Annotated in this window: 14 protein-coding genes; 6 read left to right on the top strand and 8 right to left on the bottom strand. The window is 62.2% G+C overall.

Annotation, left to right across the window (positions count from 1 at the left end; genetic code table 11):
* Positions 1 to 78 precede the first annotated feature (78 nt).
* The gene (locus KXR72_RS12905; RefSeq protein WP_437421976.1) at positions 79 to 567 is read left to right on the top strand and encodes a FecR family protein; all 489 of its coding nucleotides are present in this window, start codon (positions 79 to 81) and stop codon (positions 565 to 567) included.
* Positions 568 to 572: 5 nt separating this feature from the next.
* A complete protein-coding gene (locus tag KXR72_RS12900) occupies positions 573 to 1166 on the top strand; it encodes an OmpA family protein (RefSeq protein WP_437421502.1) in 594 nt (197 codons plus the stop codon).
* A gap of 6 nt (positions 1167 to 1172) precedes the next feature.
* Here the strand turns inward: KXR72_RS12900 and KXR72_RS12895 are convergent, their stop codons facing one another.
* The 6 genes from KXR72_RS12895 to KXR72_RS12870 all read right to left on the bottom strand — a co-directional run bounded on the left by KXR72_RS12895 (position 1173) and on the right by KXR72_RS12870 (position 7987).
* On the bottom strand, positions 1173 to 3275 hold the full coding sequence (locus tag KXR72_RS12895; RefSeq protein WP_437421501.1) for a CHASE2 domain-containing protein: 2103 nt from the start codon (positions 3273 to 3275) through the stop codon (positions 1173 to 1175).
* A gap of 50 nt (positions 3276 to 3325) precedes the next feature.
* On the bottom strand, positions 3326 to 3706 hold the full coding sequence (locus tag KXR72_RS12890; protein WP_437421500.1) for a RidA family protein: 381 nt from the start codon (positions 3704 to 3706) through the stop codon (positions 3326 to 3328).
* 134 nt (positions 3707 to 3840) lie between these two features.
* On the bottom strand, positions 3841 to 5949 hold the full coding sequence (gene spoT / locus KXR72_RS12885; protein ID WP_437421499.1) for a bifunctional GTP diphosphokinase/guanosine-3',5'-bis pyrophosphate 3'-pyrophosphohydrolase: 2109 nt from the start codon (positions 5947 to 5949) through the stop codon (positions 3841 to 3843).
* A 61-nt stretch (positions 5950 to 6010) separates the two neighbouring features.
* On the bottom strand, positions 6011 to 6274 hold the full coding sequence (rpoZ, locus tag KXR72_RS12880; RefSeq protein ID WP_243606830.1) for a DNA-directed RNA polymerase subunit omega: 264 nt from the start codon (positions 6272 to 6274) through the stop codon (positions 6011 to 6013).
* 163 nt (positions 6275 to 6437) lie between these two features.
* Complete coding sequence (gene gmk / locus KXR72_RS12875; protein WP_437421498.1) at positions 6438 to 7058, bottom strand: guanylate kinase; 621 nt, start codon at positions 7056 to 7058, stop codon at positions 6438 to 6440.
* A 65-nt stretch (positions 7059 to 7123) separates the two neighbouring features.
* Positions 7124 to 7987: a YicC/YloC family endoribonuclease gene (locus KXR72_RS12870; protein ID WP_437421497.1), complete on the bottom strand. Its 864-nt coding sequence runs from the start codon at positions 7985 to 7987 to the stop codon at positions 7124 to 7126.
* Between the two features lie 177 nt (positions 7988 to 8164).
* Between KXR72_RS12870 and rph the strand changes: the two genes are divergently transcribed.
* Together rph and KXR72_RS12860 are read left to right on the top strand one after the other, a co-directional pair.
* The gene (rph, locus tag KXR72_RS12865; RefSeq protein ID WP_437421496.1) at positions 8165 to 8887 is read left to right on the top strand and encodes a ribonuclease PH; all 723 of its coding nucleotides are present in this window, start codon (positions 8165 to 8167) and stop codon (positions 8885 to 8887) included.
* A gap of 16 nt (positions 8888 to 8903) precedes the next feature.
* The gene (locus tag KXR72_RS12860; protein ID WP_437421495.1) at positions 8904 to 9272 is read left to right on the top strand and encodes a DUF4870 domain-containing protein; all 369 of its coding nucleotides are present in this window, start codon (positions 8904 to 8906) and stop codon (positions 9270 to 9272) included.
* A gap of 78 nt (positions 9273 to 9350) precedes the next feature.
* Here KXR72_RS12860 and KXR72_RS12855 read toward each other — a convergent pair whose 3' ends face one another.
* On the bottom strand, positions 9351 to 10130 hold the full coding sequence (locus KXR72_RS12855) for an exodeoxyribonuclease III (RefSeq protein WP_437421494.1): 780 nt from the start codon (positions 10128 to 10130) through the stop codon (positions 9351 to 9353).
* 84 nt (positions 10131 to 10214) lie between these two features.
* On the opposite strand from KXR72_RS12855, the gene pyrE reads away from it, so the two are divergent.
* Together pyrE and KXR72_RS12845 are read left to right on the top strand one after the other, a co-directional pair.
* The gene (pyrE, locus tag KXR72_RS12850; RefSeq protein ID WP_437421493.1) at positions 10215 to 10856 is read left to right on the top strand and encodes an orotate phosphoribosyltransferase; all 642 of its coding nucleotides are present in this window, start codon (positions 10215 to 10217) and stop codon (positions 10854 to 10856) included.
* Between the two features lie 316 nt (positions 10857 to 11172).
* Positions 11173 to 11757: a DUF4124 domain-containing protein gene (locus KXR72_RS12845; RefSeq protein ID WP_437421492.1), complete on the top strand. Its 585-nt coding sequence runs from the start codon at positions 11173 to 11175 to the stop codon at positions 11755 to 11757.
* Between the two features lie 75 nt (positions 11758 to 11832).
* Here KXR72_RS12845 and argB read toward each other — a convergent pair whose 3' ends face one another.
* Positions 11833 to 12744, bottom strand: coding sequence for an acetylglutamate kinase (gene argB / locus KXR72_RS12840; protein WP_437421491.1), 912 nt, complete (start codon positions 12742 to 12744; stop codon positions 11833 to 11835).
* Between the last annotated feature and the right edge of the window lie 15 nt (positions 12745 to 12759).

The following is a 12759-nucleotide window of genomic DNA, read 5'->3' as shown; positions in this document are numbered from 1 at the left end:
AACGATGACGGCCCTACTACGCAGCGGCAGTTGCGCCAGATCGCAGGCCTTTGGCCAGCTATGGAGAGTACATTGATCATGGTCCCGAAGATGGATGCAATGCCGAAATTTGCCCGAACAGCAGTGCTCCTTGGCCTGTTGACGGCCCCAGGCTGGGTGGCTGCGCAAGAGCCGGTCAGCGAGCCGGTCAGCGAGCCGGTCGGTTACATCATGAAGGTTCAGGGCGAGGCCACGGTTACGAGCCGAGGTCAGACCATCGAAGCCCGAGTCGGCCAGGCGGTCATTGCCGGCGCGACCCTGCGCACCGGCGCCAGCGGCGCCATGGGCGTGACCTTGAGCGACAACACGGTGATGTCCTTCGGGCCGAACAGTGAATTCATCCTCGACGACTACGCCTTCGATCCGGCTCGCGAAGAGTTGCGGCTCAGCGCACGGATTACCCAGGGCACGCTCAACTTCATCTCCGGCGTGATTGCCAAGCTCAAACCCGAAGCGGTCGAGCTGAAGACTCCGACGGGCACCATCGGGGTGCGAGGCACCCATTTCCTGGTGAAGGTCAGCGAGTGAGGCGAATGCTGCGAAGGTTGTTGCTGTCATGTAGCGTCGCCCTGGGGCTGACCGGGTGTGCCACGGGCGATTACGTAGTGTTGTTGGAAAGCCCGGATGGCACGACCGGCGCGGTGGTGGTCGAGGATGCGCGCGGCCAGACGCGGCTCGACCGCAAGCAGCAGGGCATGCGGATCGGCGCACGAGGGTTGGGCGCCGGGCCGTTCGAGGTTGGCGATCTGCGCATCGCTCGCGATTTCTCTGCTGCGCTGGATGCCCAGCCAGCGCTTCCGCAACGCTTTCAGCTGTATTTCGAGATAGGCAGTGCCGAACTGACCGCCTCGTCCCGGCGCGAGATCGAACATATCGTCGGGGTGATCCGTCAGCGCGGCCCTTCGGCGGTTTCGGTGATTGGACATACCGACACGCTCAGCGGCCCGCAGTGGAACGAGCAGCTCGGTCTGATCCGCGCTACGGCGGTAGCCGAGATGCTGCGCAATCGGAATATCGAGGTTATCGATCTGCGCGTCTCGTCGCATGGTGAGCGCAACCTGCTGATCGCGACACCGGATGGTGTCTCGGAGCCTCGCAATCGGCGGGTCGAGATCAGCGTGCGCTAAGCGCGGCTACTTAGCCGTCATCACGATGCGCTCGCTGTGCACACCCGCGCGCAGGCGCTCCAGCTGGAATTTCACAAGACCGTCGCCCGGCCGTTGCGCGTGCAGCTGTTCGAAGGCCGCCTGTGCAGCGTTGCCGTCCGTTGCGATGAGGGCGAACGCAGCGTCGTAGGCAGCGTCATGGGTCAGTTCGCAGGGTTCGTACAGGCGAACGGGCTCCGCCTTGCCCTTGAGTTGCACGTCGCCGATCGGCCGCATCGGCACGGACGGATTGGCGTCGCGGATCGTCTGGGACGCGCACAGGTCGGTGCCCAGATGTCGGTTGAGGTTTTCCAGGCGTGCGGCGATGTTGACGGCATCGCCCAGCGCCCGGTAATCGAACAGCGTCGACCCACCGAAATTGCCCACCACCACGTCGCCGCTGTGCACGCCGATCCTCGTGCAGCCGAGGGCGACGCCGGCCGCCTGCTGAGCTGCGGCGTGCTCGCGGGTGAAGCGGCGGATGTCCAGCGCGCAGGCGAGGGCGCGGCGTTGATGGTCGGGTTGGGCCAGGGGCGCGGAAAACAGGATCGCCATGCCGTCGCCCATGATGCGTTCGAGCGTGCCCTCATGCCGGAAAGCGATCTGGATGATGCCGTCGAGGTAATCGTTGAGCAGGCTGACCACGCGCTCGGGCGGCTGCCCGTCCATCAGGCGGGTGGAGTCGGTCAAATCGGTGAAGACGAAGCTGCACTGCCGGCGCTCCCCGCTCAGGCGCAACTGCTCGGGATGTTGCACCAGGTATTCGACAAGATTGGGTGAGATGTAGCGGGAAAATGCACCGCGGACCCAGCGCTGTTGCCGCTCGCTGGCAAGGTGGCGAGCGATGCTGGCACCGAGATAGGCCAGCAGCAGGCCTATCGATGGGTTGAGTGCATCGAACAGCAACCCGTGCCGCGAATAGGCCCACCAGGCGCCAAGATTCAGTATGAGCAGCATGGCCGTCGCGGCCAGCGCACTGCTCAATGCGCCGGTGCCGAGGGTGAGTCCGCACAGCAGTAGCGCGGCCAGCAACAAGGTCATCGCTTCGATCGGCGCCGCCCAATGCGGCCGCTGCAACGCGCGACCGAACAGCGCCTGCTCGATCGCCTGCGCATGGATTTCGACGCCGGGAACCATGCCGCCGAGCGGGCTGAAACGCAAATCCTGCAGACCCTGCGCTGAGCTCCCGACAAGCACGATGGCGCCGTCTAGTTTCGAGGTGGAGGCCTGCTCGAATAGCTGCCAGGCGGGCGTTCGATGGGCTCGCATGTCTTCGCGGTAGTGAATCCAGAGTTCACCCCGTCGGTTCGTGGGGAGCTGGAGGTGGCCAATGTCCAACCGGGCGACATTGCCGCGCGCGTCAGCTTCGATGCGGTACAGGCGCTGGCCCAGGTAGACGCGTATCGACTCGGCGACCAAGGAGGGCCAAAGATGCTCGCCAACACGAATCATCAGCGGGACGCGCCGCACCACACCGTCGTGGTCCGACTCGAAGGTCATGGCGCCACTGCCCGCAGCGGCAGCCCCCAAGCTCGGCAAGGGGCTGACGGTTCCGGCATAAGCCGGCACCCGGGGCGTTCCGGCTTCGGCTGAGCGCTGCACCCCGAAGCGGCTCTGCGGCGCCGCCCCCGAAGGCGTGCGGGTCGCGGCGAAGCCCAGTACGGTCGGCTGTCCTGCCAGTGAGGAGGCGAAGCGCTGATCGGGATCGGGAAGCTGTTCGAGCTGTGCCGCCAGCGCTGCGGGAAGGCTATCTCGCAGGCGCGCCGCCGCGCCACGGTCCGCCTCAGCAAAGAGGACGTCGAATACCACCACCGCGGCGCCAGCCTGCTGAAGGCGCTCCACCAGTTCCGCCATGCGTTCTCGTGGCCAGGGCCATTGGCCGATACGGGCCAGGCTGGCTTCGTCGATGTCCAGCACTTGCACGCTGGATTGAGTCGGCGCCGTGCGCGGCTGCCAGCGCTGATACTGATCGAACAGCGCGTTGCGCAAGGTTTGAAGCAGGGCGGGTTCAGCCAGATAGAGCGCGCAAGCCGCCAGCAGCCCAGCGCAGGCGAGCCCCAGGCGTGGCCAAAGACGGCTGGGCGGCGTCATCCGTCGCGCTCCCTGCTGCCGGATCGAGTATCAGGCCGGATCGCAGGCGCTTACTCGAGTACCAGGATGGCGTCCATCTCGACCTGCGCACCCTTGGGCAACGCGGCGATGCCGATGGCGGCACGGGCAGGGTAGGGTTGCTGGAAGTAACGGCTCATTACTTCGTTGACCGTGGCGAAGTTGCCGAGGTCGGTGAGGAAGATGTTCAGCTTGACGATGTCCTTCAGCGAACCACCCGCGGCCTCGGCAACCGCCTGGAGATTCTCGAAGACTTGCACCGTCTGCGCCTCGAAGCCTTCGACCAGCTCCATGGTCTTCGGATCCAGAGGGATCTGGCCCGACAGGTAGACGGTGTCACCCGCCTTGATGGCCTGAGAGTAGGTGCCGATGGCGGCGGGGGCTTTGTCGGTGGAAATGACAGTCTTACTCACGGGTAGCTCCTGCGTGAAGTGAACGGATGGGCAAGGATAGTGGGAAAAGCCGACAAAAGCGTAGTGGGTGAATCAGCGCGCACCGTGACTGGCCTTCGCGACCCGCCTCGAATCTTCGGCGCTTCGATCGGCTGTCAGGCCTTCACCCGTGTGATACGCGTGACGCCCTTTATGGTTCGCAGCTTTCTGATGACCCGGGCGAGGTGGACCCGGTCATGCACGCTGACGACCAGCTGGACAACGCTGATACGGCCGTCGCGCTCGTCCATGCCGATCTTCTCGATGTTGCCGTCGGCGGCGTTTACGCTGCCGGCGAGCAGGGCGATCAGGCCGCGCTGATGTTCCAGTTCGACGCGCAATTCGACGTTGAACTCGCCGGCGACGTCCTTGGACCAGGACAGTTGAATGCACTTGTCAGGGTTGTGCCGCACATCGGCGATATTGCGGCAGGTTTCCAGGTGCACGACCATGCCCTTGCCGGCCGAGAGGTGACCGACGATGGGGTCTCCGGGGATCGGGGTGCAGCATTTGGCATAATTGAGCACCAGGCCTTCGGTGCCGCGGATCGCCAGCGGTCCTTCAGCGGTGGGGGCCTGCTCGCCTTCACTGGCCACCAGGCGCCTGGCGATCACGTAGGCCATGCGGTTGCCGAGGCCGATGTCTTCGAGCAGGTCTTCGACGTAATCCATGTGGTACTCGTTGAGCACCGTGCGGATGCGTTCCTGCGAAATCTTCTCCAAGCTCGTCTCGAAACCGGTGAGCGCCTTGTTCAGCAGGCGTTCGCCCAGGTTGATCGATTCCGAGCGGCGTTGTTGCTTGAGCGCGTGGCGAATATGGGTGCGGGCCTTGCCGGTGACGACGAAGTTGAGCCAGGCGGGGTTCGGCCGGGCGCCTGGCGCGGTGACGATTTCTACCGTACTGCCGCTTTCCAGTGCTTGTGACAGCGGCGCCAGACGGCGATTGACGCGGCAGGCGATGCAGGTGTTGCCGACGTCGGTATGCACGGCGTAGGCGAAGTCCACCGCGGTCGAGCCCTTGGGCAGCTCCATGATGCTGCCCTTGGGTGTGAAGACGTAGACCTCGTCGGGGAACAGGTCGATCTTTACGCTTTCGATGAACTCCAGCGAATTGCCGGCGCGCTCCTGCAGTTCGAGCACGCCCTTGACCCATTGGCGCGCACGGGCGTGAGTGCCTTTGGGCGCCTCCTCGCCGTTGGATTTGTACAGCCAATGTGCGGCAATACCATTGTTGGCCATCTCTTCCATCTCGCGGGTGCGAATCTGGATCTCGATAGGCACGCCATGCATGCCAAACAGGGTGGTATGCAGCGATTGGTAGCCGTTGGCCTTGGGTATCGCAATGTAATCCTTGAAACGCCCGGGCAGCGGCTTGTAGAGGCTGTGTACGGCGCCGAGCACGCGATAGCAGGTGTCGACCTTGTCGACCACGATACGGAAGGCATAGACGTCCATGATCTCGTTGAACGCCTTGCGCTTGCCGCGCATCTTTTTGTAGATGCTGTAAAGGTGCTTTTCGCGGCCCACGACCTCGCCGCCGAGGCCCTCGCGTTCAAGGCAATGGATCAGCGACTGCTCGATCTTCTCGACGATTTCGTTGCGGTTGCCGCGCGCCCGGCGTACCGCGGCCCGAATCCGCTCGGAGCGCATCGGGTGCATCGCTTTGAAGCCCAGGTCTTCGAACTCGACGCGCATCGAGTGCATGCCCAGGCGGTTAGCGATGGGCGCATAGATTTCGAGGGTTTCCTTGGCAATACGCCGGCGCTTCTCGCCCGCGAGCACTTCAAGCGTGCGCATGTTATGCAGGCGGTCAGCGAGCTTGACGAGGATGACGCGGATGTCACGCGCCATGGCCATTGCCATCTTCTGGAAGTTCTCGGCCTGCGCTTCGGCCTTGGTCTCGAACTTCATCTGGGTGAGCTTGCTGACGCCATCGACCAGTTCGGCGACGGTTTCGCCGAACTGCGCGGTCAACGCTTCCTTGGCGATGCCGGTGTCCTCGATGACATCGTGCAGCATGGCGGCCATCAGGCTCTGATGGTCCATGTGCATGTCAGCAAGGATATTGGCTACCGCGAGGGGGTGGGTGACGTAGGCTTCACCGCTGCGTCGCCGCTGGCCGTCATGGGCCTGCTCGGCGTAGAAGTACGCACGGCGGACCAGGTTGACCTGTTCGGCGCCGAGGTAGGTCGACAGGCGATCGGCAAGCGCGTCTATGGCTGGCAAGGCAGTGCTCCTTGCCGGCATGACGGTTGGCGGGCGATTCGACGTCGACCTGGCATTCGTATCAGAGGGCCTCGTTGGGCTCTTCCTCGTATTGGATGAACAGCGGCTCGTCATCCACGACGTCATCCTGGGCGATGACGTCGTAGTCCACCAGGCCCGATGCGATCTCACGCAGCGCGACGACGGTGGGCTTGTCGTTTTCCCAGCCGACCTTCGGTTCCTTGCCACCGGTGGCCAGTTGGCGGGCGCGCTTGGTGGCGAGCATGACCAGCTCGAAGCGGTTATCTACGTTGTCCAAGCAGTCTTCGACGGTGACGCGGGCCATGGTCTTCCTCATCAATTGCGGTAAAGCATGCCCGAATGGGCGAGCGGACGGGATAGTCTAAAAAATCACCAGCCATTAGGGAAGCGGTAAAAGGCAAAAGCGGCCTTGCCCAAGGTGCTGGCCAATGATCGACGCGATTCGAGGTGGGCTATCGATCGCTGCGTTACGCGAGTAGCTGCTTGAGCAGCCCTTCGAAGCGCTGCTGCTGGGCGTCCTGCCGTAACTGATTGGCGCGAAAGATCGCCTGCAGGTCAATCAATGCATGGGCAAAATCGTCGTTGATGACGAGGTAGTCGTATTCAACGTAATGGGTCATCTCGCTAACCGCTTCACGCATCCGCTTTTCGATCACATCGTCGCTGTCCTGGCCGCGGTTGGTCAGGCGCTGGCGGAGCGCTTCCTGTGTCGGCGGCAGGATGAAGATCGACTTGGCTTGTGGCATCAGTCTGCGCACCTGCTGCGCGCCCTGCCAGTCAATCTCCAAGATCAGGTCGAAGCCTTCATCCAACGTTTGCTCGACCCAGCGCTGCGAAGTGCCATAGAGGTTGTCGAATACTTCGGCATGTTCGAGGAATTCGTTCTGCGCAAGGCGTTCGAGAAAGGCGTCGCGAGTGACGAAATGGTAGTTGACGCCATCCACCTCGCCCGGTCGCATCGGGCGTGTCGTGTGCGAGACCGATACCTTGACCTGCGGCTGGGCATCGAGCAGTGCCTTGACCAGGCTGGTCTTGCCGGCCCCGGAGGGCGCGGAAATGATGTAGAGCGTACCGGTGGAGGCTGACATGAGTTTTCTGGACCTGTGACTGGAAATTAGGCAGCGATAGGTGCTGCTTTCATCGACTGCATTCGCTATTCGATGTTCTGGACCTGTTCGCGCATCTGCTCGATCAGCACCTTGAGAGTCACTGCCGCCTGGGTGCTGCGGGTGTCGATCGCCTTGGAGCCGAGGGTATTCGCTTCGCGGTTGAGTTCCTGCATGAGGAAGTCGAGCCTGCGCCCCGCTGCGCCACCGGATTGTAGGACGCGGCGCACTTCGCTCACGTGGGTCGCGAGCCGGTCGAGCTCCTCGGTGACATCGCTTTTCTGCGCAAGCAGCGCCAGCTCCTGCTCGAGCCGCTGGGGGTCGAGCTCGACGCGCATCTCGGCGCAACGATCAAGCATCTTTTGCCGCTGGGCGGCGAGCATCTGCGGGACGAGGCCGCGCAACGTCGTGGTTTCTTGAGTGATGGCATCCAGCCGGTCGTTGATCAGGCGTGCCAACTCTTCCCCCTCACGCTGGCGCCCGGTCTTAAGCTCCGCTAGCGCCTTGTCGAAGAGTTGCAGCGCCGCTTTGCCGAGCGCCTGCGGGTCAGCCGCGTCGCCGACGATGACTCCAGGCCAGGCAAGGACGTCCAGCGGGTTGATCGGGGCGGGGCGCTCGATCAAGCGGGCCACTGCTTCGGCGGCTGCGATCAGGGTCTTGGCGCGGGATTCGTCGACCTGCATCGAACGACCTGCGGCGTCTTCTGCGTAGCGCAAGGTACATTCGACCTTGCCACGCGAGAGGCCTTTGCGAAGCGCGTCGCGCACGGCGCCTTCCAGGTCGCGAAAGGCTTCCGGTAGCCGAAGGTGCGGCTCCAGGTAACGGTGATTCACCGAGCGGATCTCCCAGCTGAGAGTGCCGTGGTCGCCGGCCAATTCGGCACGGGCGAAGGCGGTCATGCTGTGGATCATGGGTAACCCTCGGGATTTAAAGGTCGGAGATTGTAAAGGAAAACGGGCCTCCTTGGCGCCCGGTGAGGGGTGCGCGTCCCGTCGCCCGGTGCAAGCGATTCCCTGCCGACGACCCCTATTCACTTTGCAGGGCCCTATAATGCCGCCACTCATACCGCAAAGAAGCAGGAACCCTCCATGAAGCGTCCCAGTGGCCGCGCCGCCGATCAGCTGCGTCAGATTCGTATCACCCGCAATTACACCCGGCATGCAGAAGGCTCGGTATTGGTCGAGTTCGGTGATACCAAGGTGATTTGCACGGCAAGTATCGAAAATGGTGTGCCGCGCTTCCTCAAAGGGCAGGGACAGGGCTGGCTCACCGCCGAATACGGCATGCTGCCTCGCGCCACTGGCGAGCGTAATCAGCGTGAGGCCAGTCGAGGCAAGCAGGGCGGCCGGACTCTGGAAATCCAGCGTTTGATTGGTCGTTCGCTTCGGGCTTCGCTGGACATGAGCAAGTTGGGCGAGAACACGCTGTACATCGATTGCGATGTGATCCAGGCCGATGGCGGGACGCGCACCGCGTCGATTACCGGTGCGATGGTTGCCCTGGCGGATGCGCTGAAAGTCCTGAAGAAGCGCGGCGGCTTGAAGAGTGGCGACCCGCTCAAGCAGATGGTCGCGGCGGTGTCGGTGGGCATCTACCAGGGCGAGCCCGTGTTAGACCTGGATTATCTCGAGGACTCGGCAGCCGAGACCGACCTGAACGTGGTGATGACGAGTACCGGTGGTTTCATCGAGGTTCAGGGCACGGCCGAGGGTGCGCCGTTTCAGCCCGCCGAGCTCAATGCCATGCTTGCGCTGGCGCAGTCGGGAATGCAGGAACTGTTCGCCCTGCAGCTCGCGGCGCTGGCGGACTGATCCAGAGGGTATTGCCATGTCCGATCAGGAGTTGATGCCGTTGCCGTCGCCTAAGGCGCGGCAGTGGGCCATGTTCTGTCACTACTCGTCGTTCTGCTGGTTCCTGGTGCCGATGATTGGCAACGTGCTGGGCCCGCTGATCGTCTGGCAACTTAAGAAGGATATGGACCCATTCGTCGACGAGCAGGGCAAGGAGGCGCTCAACTTCCAGATCACCTTCAGCATCCTGCTGATGGTATGCGGCGTATTGGCGTGGATCCTGATCGGGTTCCCGCTGATGGCGCTGATAAGCGTCGTGGCGCTGGTGCTGGTGGTGATCGCCGGCATCCGCGCCAATGAAGGCAAGCCGTACCGCTATCCATTCTGCTGGCGAATCGTTAAGTAGCCGTGAGCCAGGGGCTGATGTTGGCCCGTTGCCTGGTTTGCCCAGGCTCGGGCTGGCTAAGCTGCGTTCAACGAAAGGTCAAAGACTCAGCGTCCAGTCATAGTCGACTACCAGCGGTGCATGCTGGGAGAAACGCGGCTGGCGAGGCAGGCGAGCGTTGCGCACGAAGCGGCGCATGCCGGAGGTGAGGATCTGGTAGTCGAAGCGCCAGCCGAGGTTGAGCATCTGGGCCTGTTCGGTGTCTGGCCACCAGCTATACAGATCGCCTTCGCGGGAAACCTCCCGCAACGCATCGATGTATCCCATGTTGCCAAAGATTTCGTCGAGCCAGGCCCGTTCCGGCGCGAGAAAGCCTGTCGCCTGCTGGCAATCGCGCCAGTTCTTCACGTCGAGCTTTTGGTGGGCCACATAAAGCGATCCGCAATAAATATATTCGCGGCGCTTGCGCCGTTGTTTGTCGAGGTAATGGGCGAAATCGTCCATGAACTTGAATTTTTGGTTCAGCTCTTCGTCGCCGCCGCGACCGCTAGGCAGCAGTAGGCTGGCGATGCTGACCTTGTCGAAGTCGGCCTGTAGATAACGGCCGTAGCGGTCGGCGGTTTCGAAGCCGAGGCTCATGATCACGGCTTTGGGTTGTAGGCGGGAGTAGAGCGCGACGCCACCCTGTTCCGGAATTTCCGCATCGACGGCATAGAGAAAATAGCCGTCGAGCTGGTAGGCCGGGTCGTCAAGTTCGATTACGGAGGCGCGGGTATCCTGCAGACAGATGACATCGGCATTCTGCGCTTGCAGCCAGCTGAGTAAGCCTCGCTGTGCTGCCGCTTGAATACCATTCACATTGACGCTGATGATCCGCATAAATGGCCCCTAAAAACACGTGCGTGTATGATAACCCAAGCTCTTTGCAATTAGCTAAATCAGTGTCTTCCGGGAATATCCTTCATGCAGGCGTACCAGCGCGATTTCATTCGCTTCGCCATCGAGCGCGGTGTCCTGCGCTTCGGTGAGTTCACCCTGAAATCGGGTCGCACCAGCCCCTATTTTTTCAATGCCGGCTTGTTCAATTCCGGGACCGCCCTGGCGCAACTGGGCCGATTCTATGCGGCGGCTGTGGTGGACAGCGGGATTGAGTTCGACGTCCTATTCGGGCCGGCGTACAAGGGGATACCCTTGGCGAGCGCGACGGCGATTTCGCTGGCCGAGCACCATCAACGTGACGTGCCCTGGTGTTTCAACCGCAAGGAGGCGAAGGATCATGGTGAGGGCGGCACCTTGGTCGGCGCCCCGCTCGACGGTCGCGTGCTGATCGTCGATGACGTCATTACTGCGGGCACTGCGATCCGCGAGGTGATGCAGATCATCGAAAATCAATCGGCCAAGGCAGCCGGCGTGCTGATCGCGCTCAATCGGCAGGAGCGTGGCCAGGGGGAGCTTTCTGCGATCCAGGAAGTGGAGCGAGATTACGGTATTCCGGTGGTGAGCATCGTCTCGCTCGCGCAAGTGCTTGAGTTTCTAGCAGGCGACGTGCAACTGAAGCAGCACTTGCCTGCCGTAGAAGCCTATCGGGACCGCTTCGGCATTTAGCCCCGATTGCCGTTTGTGACCGGGGTCTAAGTTGACCTGCAGCTTTCGTCAGCAACTGACGTTTTGTGACGCTTTGCATGTTTGTGTGGTGGCACTTCGATGGCTTTCGTTGCGGATTATGGTCAGCTGCGTTGGCCGCTGCGCTCGTATCGATCAGCGTCGCCGAGGTCTGGCGAGAAGTCGAAGCCTCCTATCGCCACGGTTGGTGTGCTTCTTGCTCACCGCTGTGATGGGCTTGTATAAGCTGAGCCCACAACGACAAGCAGGCGTGTCCAATGGCCCGTCTTGGGCTGGTGGAATACGGAAGAGGCGGAAAATGCAGTTAGGGAGCCGGATGGTGTTGCTGTTGAGCTTGCTGGGTGCCGTCCAGGCGCATGCTGAGCTCTACCGTTATGTCGATGATAAGGGCGTCACCGTGCTGGACCGTCACGGCGTGCCGCCGCAATTCATTGGGAAGGGCTATGAGGTCCTGAACGATCAGGGCCGGGTCACCCGTGTGGTACCGCCGGCGCCCACCGCCCAGGAGCGCAAGCGCATGCTCGAAGCGAAGGAGCGCGCCGGCTCCGATGCGCGGCTACTGCGTCTGTATGCCAGTGTCGAGGATGTCGAGCGTGCCAAGGCGCGCAAGCTGTCGGAGCTCGACAGTGTTATCGGCATTACCCGTGGCAACCTGCAGTCGCTGCGCACCCAGCAGGCCAACCTGCAGAGCCAGGCTGCCAACCACGAGCGCGCTGGTCGGCCAGTTCCGGATCCATTGCTGAAGCAGATCGATAACCTGAGCCGAGAGCAGGCCAGCTTGCAGCGAGACGTCGCGCGCTATCGGCAGGCTCGCAAGCAGGCTGAAGTGAGCTTCACCCAAGAACGTGCCCGCGTAGCGGAGCTGCTTGGCGACGCCCGATAGTGGTTATCCAGGCAAGAAAAAGCCCGGCTTCTCGATGAGAGCCGGGCTTTTTCTTGCGCGACGTTCTTTAAGCGATCAATGACCCGTGTGCTTGCGGTTGGTGATCAGCGTCCCGACGCCGATATCGGTGAAAATCTCCAGCAGGACGGCATTCGGTACGCGGCCGTCGATGATGTGGGCGCTGTGAACGCCGCCTTGCACCGCCTCTAGGGCGCAGCGAATCTTTGGCAGCATGCCGCCATAGATGGTGCCGTCGGCGATCAACTCGTCCACTTGGGCGGTGGTCAGGCCAGTCAGCACCTGGCCTTGCTTGTCCATCAGCCCGGCAATGTTGGTCAACAGCATCAGCTTTTCCGATTTCAAGGCTTCGGCGACCTTGCCGGCGACCAGGTCAGCGTTGATGTTGTACGACTCGCCGTCCGGGCCCACGCCAATGGGCGCAATCACCGGGATGAAGTTGCCGCGCACCAGCATTTCCAGCAGCTCGGTGTTGACGCCGGTAACCTCGCCGACCTGGCCGATGTCGATGATCTCGGGTGAGGTCATTTCCGGTGTCTGGCGAGTGGCTTTGAGCTTCTTGGCGCGGATGAGCTTGGCATCCTTGCCGGTCAAGCCAATGGCTGCGCCGCCGTGCTGGTTGATCAGGCTGACAATGCTCTTGTTGACCTGCCCCCCAAGCACCATCTCCACCACATCCATGGTCTGGCTGTCGGTAACCCGCATGCCGTCGATGAATTGACTTTCGATATTGAGCCGCTTCAGCAGATCACCGATTTGTGGCCCACCGCCGTGCACCACCACTGGATTGATCCCCACCGCCTTCATCAACACGATGTCGCGCGCGAAACCAGTCTTCAGTTCCTCGCTTTCCATCGCGTTGCCGCCGTACTTGATGACCAGCGTCTTGCCGACGAATCGACGGATATAGGGCAGCGCTTCGGACAGAACCTGAGCGAATTGGGTGGCGGCTTCACGGCTGAGGGTCATGCAGGGCTCCGCAGG

Origin of the sequence: Stutzerimonas chloritidismutans (assembly GCF_051486945.1) — a bacterium.
In the GTDB taxonomy this organism is placed as follows: Bacteria; Pseudomonadota; Gammaproteobacteria; order Pseudomonadales; family Pseudomonadaceae; genus Stutzerimonas; species Stutzerimonas chloritidismutans_B.
Note: the sequence above shows the minus strand (reverse complement) of the source record. Positions and strands in the feature narration are given on the sequence as shown.